Raw genomic sequence first — 18471 nt, forward strand, 5'->3', positions numbered from 1 at the left:
GTTTTCGCGAGCCACCAACCGTCCACAGACCTGATCGGACGTGCTGAGATCGACCGCCTGTGGATAGTCCGGTGCGCGCTCGTCAGTGCCGCCAGACGATGCGGCGATGGAGTCCTTGCCACGCGCGCTGCGCGACGACGTACGCCCCGGGCTGGTGCGGCCCGTCCGCCGCGACCCCACCGGTCGTGCGGGCCCGACGGACCGACAGGTGCGCAGCGGCAAGTACCGACGCACGAGCCAGGGGCTCTACGTCCCGGCCGACGTCGAACTCACGCGGGAGCAGAGGATCGTCGAGGCCGCAGCGGTCCTTCCGTCGTACGGCGGCGTCACCGGGTGGGCGGCCCTTGCCTGGGCGGGCGGCAGCTGGTTCAGCGGCGTCGAGGCCGACGGGACGAAAGCGCCGGTGCCGCTGGCGATCGGACCGCGAAAGATCAGGCAGCAGGCAAGCATGCTGGTCACCGCCGACACCCTGCCTCCTGATCATGTCGTCGAGCTCGACGGTCTCCCGATGACCAGCATCATGTGGTCGCTCGCATGGGAGCTGCGGCATGCGCCGAATGCGCGCCGCGCGGTGGGCATCGCCGACATGGCTGCCTACTCGGACCTCGTGTCCCGCTCCGAGCTGCAGGCGTGGGCTGCCGACATGCTGCCCCAGACGGGAGTCGACAACGTACGCGCCGCAGCCGAGATGATGGACGAGAACTCGTGGTCGTGGCAGGAGACCGCGCTCCGTCTGGTCTGGATGCTCGATGTCGGACTGGACCGACCGTTGAGCAACAGAGCGATCTTCGACCTCCACGGCCGACACCTCGCGACCTGCGACCTGCTGGACGTCGAGGCCGCGTTGGTCATCGAGTACAACGGCAAGCTGCATGACGTCGCCGTGCGGCGGCGCATCGACGAGGCGCGCGAGGAGCTCCTCCGGAACCACGGGATCACGATGCTCACGGTCGTGGACCGTCACATGCAGGACCGAGCAGCGCTTGCGGAGATCCTCGAGGATGCCCGCGCGGAGGCCCTCAGGTCGGCGCCGGCACAGCGGACGTGGACCATCGAGGCCCCGCCCGGTTGGACGCCGACCGGGACCGTGGCCCAGCGGCGTGCACTGACCGACGTACAACGCGCCCGTCTGCTGGGCCACCGGACCGGCGCCGCTGCCTGATCGCCGAGAACGTAGGGGACTACCCACTCCAGGCGCCGAGAACGTAGGGGACTACCCAGGCCGCACACAGGATCGACGAGAACGTAGGGGACTAGCCGCTCCCGCCGACGAGAACGTCGGGGACTAACCGGGCGAGGTCAGGCGGCGCTGGCCTGGGCGACGAGGCGCAGCTGGCGGCGGCGGTGGTTCAGCGCCTCGACGGTGAAGATCACCAGGGCCACCCAGACCAGGCCGAAGCCGATCCAGCGGCTGGCCGGCATCTCCTCGCCGAAGACGAGCAGCCCGAGGGCGAACTGGATGGTCGGCGCGAGGTACTGCAGCAGCCCGAGGGAGACCATCGAGACCCGGATCGCCGCCGCCCCGAAGAGCATGAGGGGGATCGCGGTGATGACCCCGGTGGTCGTGAAGAGGAGGGCGTGCCCGACCCCGTGGCTGCCGAAGCTGGCGTGCCCGGTCGCCGAGAGCCACAGGAGGTACGCGATCGCGAGGGGTGCCATCACCATCGTCTCCAGGGTGATGCTCTCCACGGCTCCGGCGCCGGCCTGCTTCTTGGCCAGGCCGTAGGTGCCGAACGTGAACGCGAGCACCAGCGCCACCCACGGCGGACGGCCGTAGTCGATCGTCAGCACGACGACCGCAACGAAGGCGATGCCCATCGCCGCCCACTGGAGGTGGCGCAGCCGCTCGCCGAGGACCAGCACGCCCATCAGGACGGTGACCAGCGGGTTGATGAAGTAGCCGAGCGAGGTCTCGACCACCCGGCCGTTGTTGACGCCCCAGATGTAGGCGCCCCAGTTGACGGAGATCACGACCGCTGCGGCGCTGAGCAGGAGCAGCCGGCGACGGTCTCGCAGCAGTGCATGGAGGAGCGCGACCTTCTTCCACACGACCAGGATCAGCAGCATCGTCAGCAGCGACCAGGCGATGCGGTGCGCCAGGATCTCCACCGCGCCGCCGGGGGTGAGGAGCCGCCAGTAGAGCGGGAACGTGCCCCACAGGGTGTAGGCCAGCGCGCCGAAGATCAGTCCGCGTCGGCTATCTGGCACTCCGGGAGTGTAGTGCTGACCCTTCGCCTACCATGGTCGAGTCTCGGGGCTGGGGCCCCGGACAGGTCAGCACGTCCACGTCTCTTGAGGGGGAGTTCACCATGCGGGTCTTCCGCACTGTCCTGGCATCGCTCGTCGCCGCTCTGCTCGCCACCGGCGCGCTGAGCACCGGTGCCACCGCGGCGTCCGCGCCCAAGCGCATCATCGAGGAGAAGCCGCCGGGCCAGAACCAGGTCTCCTACAACGCCTTCAAGCTCCGCGGCAAGGTGCTCGAGCCGCAGGCCGACGGCACCGTGCTGCCCTATGCCAACCAGAAGGTGAAGATCCTCAAGAAGGCCTGTGGCAAGTGCAAGTGGAAGGTCGTCAAGAAGGTCAAGACCAACGACAAGGGCGTCTTCAAGACCCGGATCTTCGCGCCCGACAAGGGCCGCTGGAAGTGGCGCTCGAAGGTCGACCGGTCCAACGGCTTCGGCAACACCAAGGGCAAGGTCTGGACGGTCTACTTCAAGTAGGTCGCGCCCGACCCCGCCCCGGGACGTCCTCCGACCGAGAGGTCAGAGGATCGTCCAGGTGTCACCGCCGCCGATCAGCGCCGCCAGCCGGGCGGACTGGTCGGCGGCGTCGTCGTCTCCGGTGGTGGCCGCGGTGACCTGCTCGCGCGCGGCGTCGTCGTACGTCGTGCGCTCGACCTGGCGGAAGATGCCGATGGGGGTCTGGTTGAGGTAGCCCATCTCGGTCAGCCGGGAGATCGCGAAGGCCTGCGAGGGGTCGGGGTGGTGGGCGTCGTGGACGAGGAGCTGCTCGGTCGGGACGTCGGCGGTCGCGACGATCGAGACTCCGCCGGAGCTCTGGTCGCGGACGAGGCCCTTGGTGCCGGCGGAGAAGGTGATGGGCTCGCCGTGCACGAGCGGGATGATCGCGTCGGGCTTGGTGTCGGGGTTCTTGATGGCGTCGAAGGCGCCGTCGTTGAAGATGGGGCAGTTCTGGTAGATCTCGACGAGTGAGGTGCCGCGGTGCGCGGCAGCCGCGGCGAGGACCTCGGTGAGGTGCTTGCGGTCGGAGTCGATGGTGCGCGCCACGAAGGACGCCTCGGCGCCGAGGGCGAGGGAGACGGGGTTGAAGGGGTGGTCGACCGAGCCCATGGGGGTGGACTTGGTGACCTTGCCGGTCTCGCTGGTGGGGGAGTACTGGCCCTTGGTGAGTCCGTAGATGCGGTTGTTGAACAGCAGGATCGTCATGTTGACGTTGCGGCGCAGGGCGTGGATGAGGTGGTTGCCGCCGATGGAGAGGGCGTCGCCGTCTCCGGTGACGACCCACACGGAGAGGTCTTCGCGGGCGGTGGCGATGCCGGTGGCGATCGAGGGCGCGCGTCCGTGGATGGAGTGCATGCCGTAGGTGTCGAGGTAGTAGGGGAACCTCGAGGAGCAGCCGATGCCGGAGACGAAGACGATGTTCTCGCGGCGCAGGCCGAGGTCGGGCAGGAACGACTGGACGGCCTTGAGGACGGCGTAGTCGCCGCAGCCGGGGCACCAGCGGACCTCCTGGTCCGAGGTGAAGTCCTTGCCGGTCTGCTTTTCGTCGGTCGTGGGGACCAGCTCGGTGCCCGAGCGGAGGCCGGGCAGGCCGAGGTCGGTGAGAGGAGACGTGCTCATCAGATGTGCTCCTTCTGGGTGGGCTCGCCCCACACGCCGAGGTCGATGTCGATGCCCTCGGCCTGGCCGACGAGCTCGCCGATCGCGTGGGCGAGCTCGGTCGCCTTGAGGGGCAGGCCGCGGACGTGGTTGTAGCCGACGGCGTCGACGAGGTACTTCGCGCGCAGCAGCAGGGAGAGCTGGCCGAGGTTCATCTCGGGCACGAGCACCTTGTCGTAGCCCTTGAGGACCTCGCCGAGGTTGGCCGGGAAGGGGTTGAGGTGGCGCAGGTGGGCCTGGGCGACGTGGTAGCCGGCCTTGCGGACGCGGCGCACGCCGGCGCCGATGGGTCCGTAGGTCGAGCCCCAGCCCAGCACGAGCACCTTGGCCTCGCCGGAGGGGTCGTCGACCTCGACGGGCGGGATGGAGTCGGCGATCCGGTCGACCTTGGCCTGGCGGGTGCGGACCATGAAGTCGTGGTTGGCCGGGTCGTAGGAGATGTTGCCGTGCCCGTCGCCCTTCTCGAGCCCGCCGATGCGGTGCTCGAGGCCGGGGGTGCCGGGGATGGCCCAGGGCCGGGCGAGGGTGGCGTCGTCGCGCAGGTAGGGCCAGAACTCCGCATCGTCCCCCGAGCCGTGGTTCTTCTCGGTGGCGAAGTCGGGGTCGATGGCCGGCAGCTCGTCGATGGACGGGACGCGCCAGGGCTCGGAGCCGTTGGCGAGGTAGCCGTCGGAGAGCAGCAGCACGGGGGTGCGGTAGGTGACCGCGATGCGCGTGGCCTCGACGGCGGCGGCGAAGCAGTCGCCGGGGGACTGGGGCGCGACGATCGGCACGGGGGCCTCTCCGTTGCGGCCGAACATCGCCTGGAGCAGGTCGGCCTGCTCGGTCTTGGTGGGGAGGCCGGTCGAGGGTCCGCCGCGCTGGACGTCGACGACGACGAGGGGCAGCTCGGTCATCACGGCGAGGCCGATGGCCTCGGACTTCAGTGCGACGCCGGGCCCGGAGGTGGACGTGACGCCGAGGTGGCCGGCGTACGACGCACCGATGGCGGCGCCGACGCCGGCGATCTCGTCCTCGGCCTGGAAGGTCGTCACGCCGAACGACTTGTGCTTGCTCAGCTCGTGCAGGATGTCCGAGGCCGGGGTGATCGGGTAGGTGCCGAGGAACACCGGGAGCCCGGACTGCACGCCGCCGGCGACGAGGCCGTAGGCCAGGGCGAGGTTGCCGGTGATGTTGCGGTAGGTGCCGGGTGGCATCACGGCGGGCTTGATCTCGTACTGGACCGCGAAGGCCTCGGTGGTCTCGCCGAAGTTCCAGCCGGCCTTGAAGGCCGCGATGTTGGCGTCGCGGATGTCGGGGACCTTGGCGAACCGCTTGGCGAGGAACGTCGTGGTCGTCTCCGTGGGGCGGCCGTACATCCACGACAGCAGGCCCAGCGCGAACATGTTCTTCGCGCGCGAGGCGTCCTTGCGCGAGAGCCCGAACTCCTTGACCGCGGCGACGGTCATGCCGGTGAGGTCGACGGGGTGCACGGAGTAGGCGTCGAGGCTCTCGCCGTCGAGCGGGTTGTCGGAGTAGCCGGCCTTGGTGAGGTTGCGGGCGGTGAAGTCGTGGGTGTCGACGATGATCGTGGCGCCCTTGTGCAGGTCGCCGAGGTTGGCGCGCAGCGCTGCCGGGTTCATCGCGACCAGCACGTCGGGGGCGTCGCCCGCGGTGAGGATGTCGTGGTCGGCGAAGTGCACCTGGAACGAGGAGACACCCGGGAGCGTGCCCTGGGGTGCGCGGATCTCGGCCGGGAAGTTCGGCAGTGTCACCAGGTCGTTGCCGAATGCGGCCGTCTCCTGGGTGAACCGGTCTCCGGTGAGCTGCATGCCGTCACCGGAGTCGCCCGCGAACCGGATGATCACTCGGTCGAGCTGCTTGACCTGCTTCTCTGGTGCTACCACAAGGGGAAACGATAGCCGCCGGGCCCGCGTCGCTCGGGCCTTCCTGCCCTGTGGGACGCACCTCCCCGCCCCACGTGTGACCGGGGTCATGTCGACTGTGGCCCCGCAGGCGATCGCAGGCGTTCATGGCGAGTGGGACGACCGATGAGTCCCACGATGCGAGACCTGCTGGGGCGAGCCCCCGAGGTGCCCGCGAGCGGCCACGAGGCCGGTGACCTGCCCTTTCGGCGGCAGTCGGAGCCGACAGGTCGGGGATTAATTGGTAAAGCGGGCTAACTAACCTCTTGTGACGCGACTCACCCGCTCCTTACGGTCGATGGACCGGGCGCACCGCGCCCCATCCACTCGGGAGGACCCATGCTGACCACGCTCACCCCTCGATCGCGGACACGACGTGTCGCCGGCCTGGTGGCCGCGACCGTCGCGGCCGCCGTCCTGACGCCCCTGGCGCTCGCCGCGCCGGCGTCCACGCTCGCCCCCGCCGCCACCACCGCTCCCGCTGCTGCTTCCGCGAGTGACGCGAAGGTGATCGGCTACTTCACCAACTGGGGCACCTACCAGCGCAACTTCCACGCCAAGGACCTCGACACCTCGGGATCGGCCGACAAGCTCACCCACATCCTCTACGCCTTCGGCAACGTCCAGAACGGTCGCTGCACGGTCGGCGACTCCTACGCCGACTACGAGAAGGCCTACACCGCCGACCAGTCCGTCGACGGCGTCGCCGACACCTGGGACCAGGAGCTGCGCGGCAACTTCAACCAGCTGCGCAAGCTCAAGGACAAGCACCCGGACCTGAAGATCCTCTGGTCGTTCGGCGGCTGGACCTGGTCCGGCGGCTTCGGCCAGGCGGCGCAGGACCCCGCGGCGTTCGCCTCGTCCTGCCACGACCTCGTCGAGGACCCGCGGTGGGCCGACGTCTTCGACGGCATCGACATCGACTGGGAGTACCCCAACGCCTGCGGCCTGTCGTGCGACACCAGCGGGCCGGAGGCCTTCCCCCGCGTGATGCAGGCGCTGCGCAGCGAGTTCGGCAGTGACCTCGTCACCGCCGCCATCACCGCCGACGGCACGAGCGGCGGCAAGATCGAGGCCGGTGGCTACGACACCGCCGCGCAGTACGTCGACTGGTACATGCCGATGACCTACGACTACTTCGGTGCCTTCGCCGCCCAGGGCCCGACCGCCGCGCACTCGCCGCTGACGTCGTACGACGGCATCCCCACCGAGGGCTTCGACTCGAGCACCGCGATCGCCAAGCTGAAGGAGCTGGGCGTGCCGTCCTCGAAGCTGCTCCTCGGCATCGGGTTCTACGGTCGCGGCTGGACCGGCGTGACCCAGGACGCCCCGGGTGGCACGGCGACCGGGCCGGCGCCGGGCACCTACGAGCAGGGCATCGAGGACTACAAGGTGCTCAAGGAGCGCTGCCCGGCGACGGGGACCGTCGGTGGCACGGCGTACGCGAAGTGCGGCGACCAGTGGTGGAGCTACGACACGCCCGCGACCATCGGCTCGAAGATGGACTACGCGCAGGACCAGGGCCTCGCCGGCGCGTTCTTCTGGGAGCTGTCCGGCGACACGGCCGACGGTGAGCTCATCACGGCCGTGAGCGACGGCCTGGGCTGATCGCCTCGCGCCACCCGTCCGGGGTGGCGGCGCACGAGCCGGGAGCAGATCACCGCTCCCGGCTCGTGCTGCATGCGCGCGTGAGCGACGACACGTCTGGACAACTGCGGGCGAATGTCAGCGTGGTCAATAAAGTCATGTATGTTTCTCGACATTGCTCACCGATCAAGAAAGTCGAGTACCCCCCATGCAGATCCGTTCACGTGCCGCTCTCGCGGCTGCCCTGGTCGGTGCCCTGTCCCTCTCCGCCTGCGCGCCCGGCGGTGGCAGCGGCAGCAGCAGCGCCGACGCAGACAACACCATCTCCATCGTCGGCTTCGCCGTCCCGGAGGCCGCGAACAAGGCCATCGCGGCCGAGTTCCAGAAGACGCCCGAGGGTGAGGGCGTGAAGTTCCAGACGTCCTACGGCCCGTCGGGCGACCAGAGCCGCGCGGTCGCCGCCGGCCTCAAGGCCGACTACGTCCACTTCTCCGTGCCGACGGACGTCGACCGCCTCGTCGACGAGGGTCTCGTGGACGAGGACTGGGACCAGGGCGAGAACAAGGGCGTCGTCTCCGACTCGGTCGTCGTGTTCGGTGTCCGCGACGGCAACCCGAAGAACATCAAGACGTGGGCCGACCTGGTCAAGCCGGGCGTCGAGATCGTCACGCCCAACCCGGCGTCGTCGGGTGCTGCGCGCTGGAACGCGCTTGCCGCCTACGGTCAGGTGATCAGCGACGGCGGGACCGACGAGGAGGCCACGGACTACGTCGACGCGTTCTTCAAGAACGTCGTCTCGCTGCCCGGCAGCGGACGTGACGCCACCACCGCCTTCCTCGGAGGCACCGGTGACGTGCTGATGGCCTACGAGAACGAGGCGATCCTCGCCGCGCAGAACGACGAGGGCTTCGAGTACGTCATCCCCGACACCACGCTGAAGATCGAGAACGCCGGCGCGATCCTCAAGGACGCCTCGGCCCCCTCGCAGGACTGGCTCGACTTCGTCATCTCCGACGAGGGCCAGAAGCAGTTCGCGCTCACCGGCTTCCGCCCGATCCGCGACGACGTCGACTACGGCGGCGTGGTCGAGGGTGCGGCCGACCCGAACAACCCGTTCCCGCCCGTCAAGACCCTCCTCACCGTGGACGACGACTTCGGCGGCTGGGACGAGGTGACGCCGAAGTTCTTCGACGAGGAGAACGGCATCATCTTCCAGGCCATCACCGGCGCCGGCCTCTCCCTCGAGTGACGAGCCCCGCCACCACATGACCTCCACCGAGATTGCCGCGGTCCGACCGGCGAGGACTCCTCGCCGGTCGGGCCCGCGCTCGACGCTGACGCGATCGTCCGGGCTCGGGCTGGGCATCGCCATGATCTGGTTCAGCGCGCTGGTCCTGATCCCCCTGATGGCGGTCGTCGTGACCGCCATCGACGGCGGCTGGGACGTCTTCCGCTCGACGATCACCAACGGCCAGACGGCCGCCGCCATCCGCCTCACCGTCTCCACCGCCCTGGGCGTCACCGTGGTCAACGTGATCATGGGCCCGCTCATCGCGTGGGTGCTGGTCCGCGACCGCTTCTGGGGCAAGTCGGTCCTCGAGGTGATGATCGACATCCCCTTCGCCCTGCCGACCATCGTCGCGGGTCTGGTGCTGCTCTCGCTCTACGGCAACGACAGCCCCGTCGGCATCGACATCGCGAACAAGCGACCAGCGGTCTTCCTCGCGTTCCTCTTCGTCACGCTGCCGTTCGTCGTCCGGATGGTGCAGCCGGTGCTCGAGGAGCTCGACCGTGACGTCGAGGAGGCGGCCGCGTCGCTCGGCGCGAGCCGGTTCACGACGTTCCGCCGAGTCGTCCTGCCCAGCCTGGCGCCGGCCATCGCCGCCGGTGCGGCCCTGTCCTTCGCCCGCGGCGTGAGCGAGTACGGCTCGCTGGTGCTGCTGTCGGGCAACCTCCCGTTCAAGACCGAGGTGACCTCCGTGCGCATCCTGAGCAGCATCGAGAACGACAACGTCCCGGCGGCTGCCGCGGTCGCGACGGTGCTCCTGGTCATCTCCCTCGCGGTCATCGTGCTGCTCGACGTGATCCAGAGGCGGGTGGCGGCACGTGGCTGACACCCTGGTCCACGAGGTCGCCGAACCGGCGGCACCCGTCGAGAAGCCCCGGCGTGCGCCGCGCGTGCGCAAGACCCCCGTCACCTACCTGATGCGCTTCATCGTCACCGCCTACCTGTTCTTCCTGGTGGCGTGGCCGGTGTCGCTGGTCGTGACCCACACGTTCGCCGACGGCTTCGACTCGATCCGCTCGCTCCTCGACGACGCCGACATGGTCGTGGCGCTGCAGCTGAGCGCGTACGTCGCTGTGTGGTCGGTCATCATCAACACGCTCTTCGGCGTGGGCATCTCGCTGCTGCTGGTCCGCTACGAGTTCCCGGGCAAGCGGATCCTCAACTCGCTGCTCGACATCCCGCTGTCGGTGTCACCCGTCGTGGTCGGCCTGGCCCTCGTCCTTGTCTACGGCGGGCGCAACGGCTGGTTCGGTCCGACGCTGGCCGGCTGGGGCTTCCAGATCATCTTCTCCACGCCGGGCATCGTCATGGCGACGACGTTCGTCGCGCTGCCGCTGATGATCCGCGAGATCGTCCCGGTGCTCGAGGAGATCGGCATCGAGCAGGAGCAGGCCGCCGAGAGCCTCGGCGCCAGCGGCCTCCAGCGCTTCTGGCGGATCACCCTGCCGTCCATCAAGTGGGGCATCGTCTACGGCGTCGTGCTGACCCTGGCGCGCTCGCTCGGCGAGTTCGGCGCGGTCAAGGTCGTCTCGGGCAACGTGCTCGGCCAGACGCGGACCGCCACCCTCGCGGTCGAGGAGAAGTACCTCAACTTCGACCCGCAGGGCGCCTACGCGACCGCCTTCCTGCTCGCGATGGTCTCCGTGGCGTGCATCGTCGTCGTCGCCATCATCCGGCCCAAGAACCATCCCTGATCCCTTCCCAGATCCACTCCTGATCCACCCAGAAAGGCCATCGGCATGAGCATCGAAGTGACAGGGCTGAACAAGAAGTTCGGCGACTTCGTGGCGTTGGACGACGTGAACGTCACGATCCCGACCGGTCAGCTCACCGCGCTCCTCGGTCCCAGTGGCGGCGGCAAGTCGACGCTGCTCCGCATCATCGCGGGGCTGGAGAAGGGCGACACCGGCACCGTCAACATCGAGGGCGTCAACGCCACGAACCTGCCCGCCCAGAAGCGCAACGTCGGCTTCGTCTTCCAGCACTACGCGGTCTTCAAGCACATGACCGTCGCGAAGAACGTCGCCTTCGGCCTCGAGATCCGCAAGCGCCCGAAGGACGAGATCGCCCACCGGGTCGACGAGCTCCTCAAGCTCGTGCACCTCTCACAGTTCGCGCACCGGCTTCCCTCGCAGCTCTCGGGGGGCCAGCGCCAGCGCATGGCGCTCGCCCGCGCGCTGGCCGTGGAGCCGTCGGTGCTGCTGCTCGACGAGCCCTTCGGTGCGCTCGACGCGAAGGTCCGCAAGGAGCTGCGCGACTGGCTGCGCCGCCTGCACGACGACGTGCACGTCACGACCGTCTTCGTGACCCACGACCAGGAGGAGGCCATGGAGGTCGCCGACGAGATCGTCGTCATCAACGAGGGTCGCGTCGAGCAGGTCGGCACCCCGGACCAGCTCTACGACGAGCCGGCGAACGACTTCGTGATGTCCTTCCTCGGCGAGGTGACCCACCTCGGCGGCGTCTCCCTGCGCCCGCACGACATCGACCTCGAGACCCAGCCCCTGCTCGCCGGCGCGGTCGAGGGCTCGGTGTCGCGGATGGTGCGGATCGGCTTCGAGGTGCGACTGCACGTCCTCACCGTCGACGGCGACGAGGTGTCGGTGATCATCACCCGCACCCACGCGCGCTCGCTCGGGCTCGAGGAGGGCAGCACCGTCTACCTCACGCCGGCGGCCGGCGCGACCGTCATCCCGCGGATGGCGGCGGTCGGTTGAGGGTTACCCCCAGGGGTGTGGGCCGAGCCGTACGTCGGTGAGATCGCGTGCGCGGCGGCGTGCACGCCGCTAACGTGCCCGCGTGAGGACCGCGACGCCCCGGGACGAGCTGTGGGCTGCCGTGGACGAGTTCGACGCCGAGGGCGCCGAGCTGGCGCTCAAGCGCCTCTTCCACGGGATCCCGCTCTCCGGGGCCGTCGCGACGGTGGTGCTCCCGTTCCTCCAGGACGTCGGTGACCGCTGGGAGGAGGGCACGCTGTCGGTCGCGCACGAGCACTTCGTGAGCGAGCTCCTGCGTCGCCACCTGGTCGCCAGCTCGTCCGCGGACCAGCCTGCGGGGGACACGGCCGAGGCTGCCCCGGTCGTCGTGCTCGCCTGCCCGGCGGGCGAGCGGCACGACATGGTGCTGCTCTGCGTCGGGCTGATGCTCGGCGAGCGCGGCGTCCGCGTGCGCTTCCTCGGCGCGGACACGCCGGTCGCGGCGATCGCGACCGCCGCACGGGGCGCCGGCGCCGACGCCGTCGTGCTCTCGGGGACGCGCCCCACGGTGTTCAGTGCGCACGCCTCGGCCCTGTGCCGGCTCTCCGAGGACCTTCCGGTCTACATCGCCGGGAAGGGTGCGGACCCCCGGATCGCCGAGGAGGTCTGTGCCACGGCGCTGACCGACGAGCCGGTGCGCGCCGTGGCGACGCTCGTCGGAGACCTCGCCGCGCTCAGCGGTAGTTGGTGAACTGCACCGCGAACTCGTAGTCCTGCGCCTTCACCAGCTGCTGGACCGCCTGGAGGTCGTCGCGCTTCTTCGACGACACCCGCAGCTCGTCGCCCTGGATCTGCGCCTTGACGCCCTTGGGACCCTCGTCGCGGATGAGCTTGGAGATCTTCTTCGCGTCCTCGGAGGTGATGCCCTCCTTGAGCGCGATGTCGATCTTGGAGACCTGGCCCGACTGGCGCGGCTCGGAGGTCTCGAGGATCTTCAGGCTCTGGTTGCGCTTGATGAGCTTGTCCTGGAAGACGCTGAGCACTGCGCTCGCCCGGTCGTCGGCCGAGGCGGTGATCTCGATCGCCTGCTCGCCCTTCCACTCGATCGAGGCTCCGGTGCCCTTGAAGTCGAAGCGGTTGGCGATCTCGCGGGCGGCCTGGCTCAGGGCGTTGTCGACCTCCTGGCGGTCCAGCTTGCTCACGATGTCGAAGCTCGAGTCAGCCATGGTGTGTGCCTCCTAGCGGGGCCCCGTCGAGGGGCCCCGGCGATTCGTAGAGAAGTCGGTGCCTTGCTATTCTTCCGCACGCCCCGGCAGGTTGCCCGAGCGGCCAAAGGGAGCTGACTGTAAATCAGCCGGCATTGCCTACAGAGGTTCGAATCCTCTACCTGCCACTGGACGGATCGCAGTCCAGTCGCCAGGCCCCCGCACCCCGTGCGGGGGCCTCGTGCGTTCCGGGGCTCGCACTGGTTGACTCACCCGCGTGAGTCAAGACCCACCGACCGACGACTGGCTCGACGCCGAGTGCCGCCGGCTCCTCGACTTCGGCCGCCATGTCGTGCACCCACTCGGAGGTGCCGCGTGGCTCGACGAGAACGGCGCCCCGGACCTGTCCCGACCGGTGCACACCTGGATCACCAGTCGGATGGTCCACGTGTTCGGCCTCGGTGCGCTGAGGGGCGTCGAGGGGAGCGCGTCGATCGCGACGGCCGCGCTCGCCGGGCTGCGGACGACGCTGCGTGACGCCGAGCACGGCGGGTGGTTCGGCGCGGTCGACGCCGGCGGCGCACCGGTGGAGGAGACCAAGGCCTGCTACGCCCATGCCTTCGTGATGCTCGCCGGCTCCACGGCCGTCGTGGCCGGCCTGCCGGGGGCCACGCCCCTGCTGGAGGAGGCGACCGACACCTTCCTCCACCGCTTCTGGGACGACTCGCTCGGCCGGGTCGTCGACGAGTGGGACCGCGCCTGGGGTGCGCCGATGCCCTACCGCGGGCTCAACTCCACCATGCACTCCGTGGAGGCGATGCTCGCCGTCGGCGACGCCACCGGCGACCGCGCGTGGCACGAGCGGGCCGCCCGGCTGGCCGGCCTGGTGGTCGACCTCGCGGCGTCGTACGACGGCCGGTTGCCCGAGCACTTCGGGCCGGACTGGTCGGTCGACCTCGAGCTCAACCGCGACCGCCCCGACGACCCGTTCAAGCCCTACGGGGCCACCGTCGGCCACGGTCTGGAGTGGGCGCGGCTGCTGCTGCACCTCGAGGCGACGCTCGGTGACGCGGCGCCGGCCGGGCTGCTCGACACCTCGCGGCTGCTCTTCGAGCGCGCGGTCACCGACGGCTGGGACGTCGACGGCGCGCCCGGCTTCGTCTACACGACCGACTGGGCCGGGCAGCCGGTCGTGCGCACCCGCATGCACTGGGTCGCCGCCGAGGGGATCGCGGCCGCGGCGGCACTGCACCGACGGACGGGCGAGGGGGGCTACGCCGACCGGTACGCCGAGTGGTGGGCCTACGTCGTCGAGCACCTGCGCGACGCCGCCCGGGGCTCGTGGCACCACGAGCTGGACACCGCGAACCAGCCGCAGGCAACGGTCTGGCCCGGCAAGCCCGACCTCTACCACGCGGTGCAGGCCACGCTGCTGCCGCGACTCCCGCTGGCCCCGAGTCTCGCCAGCGCCGTGGCCCTGACGGGGCGCTGACGCCCACCGGCATGATGGTGGGCATGACGGACGCGCACCCGAGGATCCTCGTCGTCGGTGAGGCGCTCATCGACGTCGTCCCCGACCGTGACGGCCGGCCGCAGGACCTCCCCGGCGGCAGCCCGGCCAACGTCGCGATCACGCTGGGCCGGCTCGATCACGACGTGCGGCTCGTGACGCTGCTCGGCGACGACGCCCGCGGCACTGCGATCCGCACGTGGCTCGAGGCCAGCGACGTCATCGTGCTCGCCCAGCCGACGGGCTCGGGGCGCACCTCGAGCGCTGCGGTGACCCTCGACGGGTCGGGCGCCGCGTCCTACGTCTTCGACCTCGACTGGGACCTGCGCTCGGTGCCCGACGAGGAGTGCGACGTGCTCCACGTCGGCTCGATCGCCACCGTCCTCGAGCCCGGTGCCGGCACGGTCCTCGAGGCCTTCCGTGCGCAGAAGGGCAGGGCGCTCCTCTCGCTCGACCCCAACGCGCGACCGGCCATCACCCCCGACCGCACCGACCCGGTGGCCCGGGTCGAGGAGCTGGTCTCGTTGGCCGACGTGGTGAAGGTCAGCGACGAGGACCTGCAGTGGCTCCACCCCGATGCCGACCCCGTGCGGACCGCGACCCGCTGGGCCGGTGGTGGTCCGGGGCTCGTCGTCGTGACGCGCGGCGACGCCGGAGCGGTCGTCGTACGCCCCGACGGTGCGACGCTCGAGGTGCCCGGGGTGCCGGTGGCCGTCGCGGACACCGTCGGCGCGGGTGACACCTTCAGCGGGGTGCTCATCGACGCGCTGCTGCGCATCGGGGCCCGCACGGGCGAGGCGGTCCGTGCGCTCTCAGACCGCGACGTGCTGGACGCCGTCACCACCGCGGCGATCGGTGCCGCGATCAACGTCTCCCGTCCCGGGGCCGACCCGCCGTCGCGCGTCGAGCTCGACGCGGCGCTGGGGCGGTCCGGATCGGGCGAGGAGTGAGCGCCGAGCAGATCCACGACATCGGCAAGCGGCGGGCCTGGGTCATCTGGCTCGTCGCGCTCGCGGTCTACATCCTGGCGGTGTTCCACCGCAGCTCGCTCGGCGTCGCCGGCATCATCGCCTCCGACCGGTTCGACATCAGCGCCACCAGCCTGGCGACGTTCACCGTGCTCCAGCTCGTGGTGTACGCCGGCATGCAGGTGCCCGTCGGCGTGCTGCTCGACCGCTACGCCTCGCGCGCGATGCTGCTGTGCGGTCTGGTCCTGCTGACGGCGGGACAGCTCGCCTTCGCCTTCGCGGACTCGTTCCCCGCCGCTGTCGCCGCGCGGGCCGCGGTCGGTGCGGGCGACGCGATGGTCTTCATCAGCGTGATCCGCTTGGTCTCGATCTGGTTCCTCGTGCGCCAGGCGCCGATGGTCACCCAGGTCACCGGGATGTCGGGGCAGCTCGGCGCGATCGCTGCCGCCGGGCCGCTGTCCTTCCTCCTCCACGAGCTCGGCTGGACCCGCGCCTTCGCGCTGACCTCGAGCCTCGGCGTCGTGCTGATCGTCGCGGTGGCCGCGCTGGTGAAGGACTCGCCCTATCGCAGCGAGGAGGTCGTGGCGATCAAGCTGCGGGCGCTGGCGCAGTCGGTCCGCACGGTCTGGGGCAACCCCGGAACTCGCTTGGGCATGTGGTCCCACTTCACCTCGCAGTTCGCCTTCACCGTGTTCGCCCTGCTGTGGGGCTACCCGTTCCTGGTCCAGGGCCTGGGCTGGTCGCCCGGTGCCGCCAGCACCCTGCTCATGGCGATGACGGCCTGGACGGTCGTGAGCGGGCTGATCACCGCACGCCTGGTCTCGCGGCTGCCGTTCTACCGCTCCTGGATCGTCGTCGGGATCGTGATCGGCATGGTCGTGCCCTGGACCGCCGTCCTGCTGTGGCCGGGGGTCGCACCGGCCTGGCTCGTGGTGGTGATGTGCTTCCTGACCGCCAGCGGCGGCCCGGCGGCGATGGTGGCCTTCGACCTCGCCCGCTCCTTCACCCCGCCCCACCAGACCGGTCGCGCCAACGGCCTGGTCAACGTCGGTGGTTTCACCGCCTCGCTGCTGACGATGGCGCTGATCGGCGTGGTGCTCGACCTGGTCGAGCCGGGCGGCATGGACGCCTACACGCTCGGTGACTTCAAGCTCGCGATGTCGGTGCAGTACCTCTTCTGGGCCTTCGGCATCGTCCAGACCCTGCGCTACCGGCGGCGCGGACTGGCCCACCTCGCGCGGCTGCACCCCGGGTCGATCGAGCAGATGAGGTCCGGGCAGCCGTTCGTGCACCCGGGGATCGGCGTCGAGGGCGTCTGAGGGCCGCGTTCCCAGCAACCCCCGATCGACCGGCCCTCTCAGCCGACCTTGCGGTACTTCCGGTGCATCGTCTGCCGGGTGACGCCGAGCAGGGTGCCGATCTCGGACCAGCTCAGGCCGCTGTGGCGCGCTCGTCGTACGGCGACCTCCTCGCGCCGCGCGAGGTCGCGCTTGGCCTCGCGCACCCGAGCCAGCTCGTCGTACACCCCGCCGTCGTCACCGGTGTCCACGGAGGTCTTCATGGTGTCAGCATATGCTGACGGACAAGCGGTGCACGGCGAGCTTCGCACCCGGGTCTCCTGCTTGTCGGCCGAGATCTCGTGTGACAAGCGGGGTGGTCACCGGATATCCGGAGACTCCAGCGCGGACGAGCCCCTCCGCCCGCCTCAGCCGAGCTCGCCGTCCCCGTCGGAGTCGAGGTCACCGGTGGGGTCCTCGGCGGTCGGGTCCTCCAGGAGGTCCCCGCCGACGGGGTGGCCCTGCCACGACACGAGCGACCAGCCGGCGTCGACGTCTCCGTCGAGCACGATCAGGGCGGTGTTGTGCAGCGGCTCGGTCGGCGGCGGGGCATCGGGCGTCGGCGCCATCCGGGCGTACGACCAGGTGCGCAGCGCGGCGCCGTGGCTCACGACCAGGGCGGAGGAGTGGCCGGCCTCGACGATGGTGCGGACCGCACGGTCGAAGCGGGCGAGGAACTCCTCGCCGGTCTCGCCGCCGGGCATCCGCGCGGTGACCTCGCCCCCGAGCCAGGTGGCGACGGTGCCGATGTAGCCGGCGACGGCGTCGTGGTCGTGGCGCATCTCGAAGTCGCCGGCCGCGATCTCCTCGAGCCCGTCGAGCTGCGTCGGGGTGATCGCCCGGTCGTCGGCGGTCGGTGCGGCCGTCTGGTGCGTACGCACGCGGCTGGAGACGTAGATCGCGTCGAGGTGCTCGTCGGCCAGGGCCTGGGCCGCGGCGACCGCCTGGGCGCGCCCGAGGTCGGTGAGGTCGGCACCGGGGGCCGCGGTGTCGAGGTCGCCCGACACGTTGGCGTGGGTCTGGCCGTGGCGCATGAGGAGGAGTCGCAAGGCAGGGCTTCCTGGTGGGGGTCAGTTGTTGAAGCGGGACGTCTTCGACGAGGCGAGCTCGCGCGCCTGCTCGAGGGGGATGGCCTCCAGCGCCTCGGTGATGTCGGTGCCGAGGTGGCTGACCTCGGTGCCGCGCTCGAGCGGGACGAGGGTGTGCACCAGCCGGTCGTCGTAGGCGTGGACCATCGTGAAGGCCTGGTTGGCGTCGACGCCGGAGACGAAGCGGTCGATCGGCGCCGGGTCGCTGGTGTAGCAGCTGGCCGAGGCGACCGAGACGGGGACGCCGGCGAAGGTCGACCACGTCGTCAGGTGGAGGTGCCCGGCCAGGATCCCGCGCACGTCGGTGCCGTCGATCACGTCGGCCAGCGCCTGCTGGTCGTGCAGCTCGATGAGCTCGGCGGCCCGCAGCATCGGCACCGGGAGCGGCGGGTGGTGCATGGCCAGCAGGGTCCCGTGCTCGGCCGGGGTGGCGAGCACGTCGGCCAGCCAGGCCAGCTGCTCGGGCTCCAGGGTGCCGTGGTGGTGGCCGGGGACGCTGGTGTCGAGCGCGACGATCCGCAGCCCGTCGACGTCGTGGACACGGTCCTGGAAGCCGTCGTCGTCGGAGTCGAGGAGGCCGCGTGCGAACGGTCCGCGCTCGTCGTGGTTGCCCATCGTCCAGACCACGGTCGCACCCATCGCGGCGGCGGCCGGCTCGACGATCGCGCGCAGCGTCGCGTAGGCGTCGGGCTCCGCCTGGTCGGCCAGGTCGCCGGTGAAGACGAGCGCCCGTGGTGCGGGGCGGACCTCGGCGAGCCGCTCGATCGCCCGGGTCAGGTGAGCGACGTTGTCGATGACGCCGTAGTGCAGGCCACGGCCGCCGATCAGGTGCGGGTCGGACAGGTGCGCGATCACGTGCCGTGGCGCGACGTGCTGACCGAGCTGTCTCACGCCGACAGGATAGGACCCGGGAGACAAGACGAGCCGTGGTTGCCGCGCGTTCACCGGGGCGTCAGGTCGCGGTCCGGTGAGGTCCCTACCGTCCGCTC

The 18471-nt window shown here is 70.4% G+C and carries 18 protein-coding genes and 1 tRNA gene; 12 read left to right on the top strand and 7 right to left on the bottom strand.

Annotated elements, in window-relative coordinates; translation table 11 throughout:
* The first annotated feature begins 106 nt into the window (after nucleotides 1-106).
* Nucleotides 107-1162, top strand: a complete 1056-nt coding sequence (locus tag IEZ25_RS04170; RefSeq protein WP_191198172.1) for a hypothetical protein — start codon at nucleotides 107-109, stop codon at nucleotides 1160-1162.
* Between the two features lie 137 nt (nucleotides 1163-1299).
* Here IEZ25_RS04170 and rarD read toward each other — a convergent pair whose 3' ends face one another.
* Nucleotides 1300-2208, bottom strand: coding sequence for an EamA family transporter RarD (gene rarD, locus IEZ25_RS04175; protein WP_191198173.1), 909 nt, complete (start codon nucleotides 2206-2208; stop codon nucleotides 1300-1302).
* 101 nt (nucleotides 2209-2309) lie between these two features.
* Here rarD and IEZ25_RS04180 point away from each other — a divergent pair, with 101 nt between their 5' ends.
* Nucleotides 2310-2720 (top strand): hypothetical protein, encoded by a 411-nt coding sequence (locus tag IEZ25_RS04180; protein ID WP_191198174.1) that lies wholly within the window; start codon nucleotides 2310-2312, stop codon nucleotides 2718-2720.
* A gap of 42 nt (nucleotides 2721-2762) precedes the next feature.
* On the opposite strand, the gene IEZ25_RS04185 is transcribed toward IEZ25_RS04180, so the two are convergent.
* Both IEZ25_RS04185 and IEZ25_RS04190 read right to left on the bottom strand, forming a co-directional pair.
* Entirely contained in the window at nucleotides 2763-3860 is a 1098-nt protein-coding gene (locus IEZ25_RS04185) for a 2-oxoacid:ferredoxin oxidoreductase subunit beta (protein WP_191198175.1), read from the bottom strand.
* Nucleotides 3860-5785 (bottom strand): 2-oxoacid:acceptor oxidoreductase subunit alpha, encoded by a 1926-nt coding sequence (locus tag IEZ25_RS04190; protein ID WP_318152036.1) that lies wholly within the window; start codon nucleotides 5783-5785, stop codon nucleotides 3860-3862. The genes IEZ25_RS04185 and IEZ25_RS04190 overlap by 1 nt, the downstream gene beginning before the upstream one ends.
* 357 nt (nucleotides 5786-6142) lie before the next feature.
* Here IEZ25_RS04190 and IEZ25_RS04195 point away from each other — a divergent pair, with 357 nt between their 5' ends.
* The 6 genes from IEZ25_RS04195 to IEZ25_RS04220 all read left to right on the top strand — a co-directional run bounded on the left by IEZ25_RS04195 (nucleotide 6143) and on the right by IEZ25_RS04220 (nucleotide 12125).
* On the top strand, nucleotides 6143-7411 hold the full coding sequence (locus IEZ25_RS04195) for a glycoside hydrolase family 18 protein (protein WP_191198177.1): 1269 nt from the start codon (nucleotides 6143-6145) through the stop codon (nucleotides 7409-7411).
* A gap of 187 nt (nucleotides 7412-7598) precedes the next feature.
* On the top strand, nucleotides 7599-8639 hold the full coding sequence (locus IEZ25_RS04200; RefSeq protein ID WP_191198178.1) for a sulfate ABC transporter substrate-binding protein: 1041 nt from the start codon (nucleotides 7599-7601) through the stop codon (nucleotides 8637-8639).
* Nucleotides 8640-8655: 16 nt separating this feature from the next.
* A complete protein-coding gene (gene cysT / locus IEZ25_RS04205; protein WP_191198179.1) occupies nucleotides 8656-9504 on the top strand; it encodes a sulfate ABC transporter permease subunit CysT in 849 nt (282 codons plus the stop codon).
* The gene (locus tag IEZ25_RS04210) at nucleotides 9497-10372 is read left to right on the top strand and encodes a sulfate ABC transporter permease (RefSeq protein ID WP_318152037.1); all 876 of its coding nucleotides are present in this window, start codon (nucleotides 9497-9499) and stop codon (nucleotides 10370-10372) included. Before cysT ends, IEZ25_RS04210 begins: the two co-directional genes overlap by 8 nt.
* Nucleotides 10373-10417: 45 nt before the next feature.
* Nucleotides 10418-11395, top strand: a complete 978-nt coding sequence (locus tag IEZ25_RS04215; protein ID WP_191198180.1) for a sulfate/molybdate ABC transporter ATP-binding protein — start codon at nucleotides 10418-10420, stop codon at nucleotides 11393-11395.
* A gap of 82 nt (nucleotides 11396-11477) precedes the next feature.
* The gene (locus IEZ25_RS04220) at nucleotides 11478-12125 is read left to right on the top strand and encodes a cobalamin B12-binding domain-containing protein (protein WP_191198181.1); all 648 of its coding nucleotides are present in this window, start codon (nucleotides 11478-11480) and stop codon (nucleotides 12123-12125) included.
* Here the strand turns inward: IEZ25_RS04220 and IEZ25_RS04225 are convergent.
* On the bottom strand, nucleotides 12109-12600 hold the full coding sequence (locus tag IEZ25_RS04225; RefSeq protein ID WP_191198182.1) for a YajQ family cyclic di-GMP-binding protein: 492 nt from the start codon (nucleotides 12598-12600) through the stop codon (nucleotides 12109-12111). The two genes, IEZ25_RS04220 and IEZ25_RS04225, sit on opposite strands and share 17 nt — an antisense overlap.
* Before the next feature lie 85 nt (nucleotides 12601-12685).
* Between IEZ25_RS04225 and IEZ25_RS04230 the strand changes: the two genes are divergently transcribed.
* The 4 genes from IEZ25_RS04230 to IEZ25_RS04245 all read left to right on the top strand — a co-directional run bounded on the left by IEZ25_RS04230 (nucleotide 12686) and on the right by IEZ25_RS04245 (nucleotide 16376).
* Nucleotides 12686-12767 (top strand) — tRNA-Tyr (locus IEZ25_RS04230).
* A gap of 89 nt (nucleotides 12768-12856) precedes the next feature.
* The gene (locus IEZ25_RS04235; RefSeq protein WP_191198183.1) at nucleotides 12857-14071 is read left to right on the top strand and encodes an AGE family epimerase/isomerase; all 1215 of its coding nucleotides are present in this window, start codon (nucleotides 12857-12859) and stop codon (nucleotides 14069-14071) included.
* 23 nt (nucleotides 14072-14094) lie between these two features.
* The gene (locus tag IEZ25_RS04240; RefSeq protein WP_191198184.1) at nucleotides 14095-15039 is read left to right on the top strand and encodes a carbohydrate kinase family protein; all 945 of its coding nucleotides are present in this window, start codon (nucleotides 14095-14097) and stop codon (nucleotides 15037-15039) included.
* A complete protein-coding gene (locus IEZ25_RS04245; RefSeq protein ID WP_191198185.1) occupies nucleotides 15036-16376 on the top strand; it encodes an MFS transporter in 1341 nt (446 codons plus the stop codon). Before IEZ25_RS04240 ends, IEZ25_RS04245 begins: the two co-directional genes overlap by 4 nt.
* Nucleotides 16377-16414: 38 nt before the next feature.
* On the opposite strand, the gene IEZ25_RS04250 is transcribed toward IEZ25_RS04245, so the two are convergent.
* The 3 genes from IEZ25_RS04250 to IEZ25_RS04260 all read right to left on the bottom strand — a co-directional run bounded on the left by IEZ25_RS04250 (nucleotide 16415) and on the right by IEZ25_RS04260 (nucleotide 18373).
* Nucleotides 16415-16618, bottom strand: a complete 204-nt coding sequence (locus IEZ25_RS04250) for a hypothetical protein (RefSeq protein WP_191198186.1) — start codon at nucleotides 16616-16618, stop codon at nucleotides 16415-16417.
* A gap of 144 nt (nucleotides 16619-16762) precedes the next feature.
* Nucleotides 16763-17443 carry a histidine phosphatase family protein gene (locus IEZ25_RS04255; RefSeq protein WP_191198187.1) on the bottom strand — a complete coding sequence of 227 codons (681 nt, stop codon included), beginning with the start codon at nucleotides 17441-17443 and terminating at the stop codon, nucleotides 16763-16765.
* 21 nt (nucleotides 17444-17464) lie between these two features.
* A complete protein-coding gene (locus IEZ25_RS04260) occupies nucleotides 17465-18373 on the bottom strand; it encodes a metallophosphoesterase (protein WP_191198188.1) in 909 nt (302 codons plus the stop codon).
* Nucleotides 18374-18471 lie beyond the last annotated feature (98 nt).

It is taken from the genome of Nocardioides hwasunensis (genome assembly GCF_014779665.1).
Lineage (GTDB): Bacteria > Actinomycetota > Actinomycetes > Propionibacteriales > Nocardioidaceae > Nocardioides > Nocardioides hwasunensis.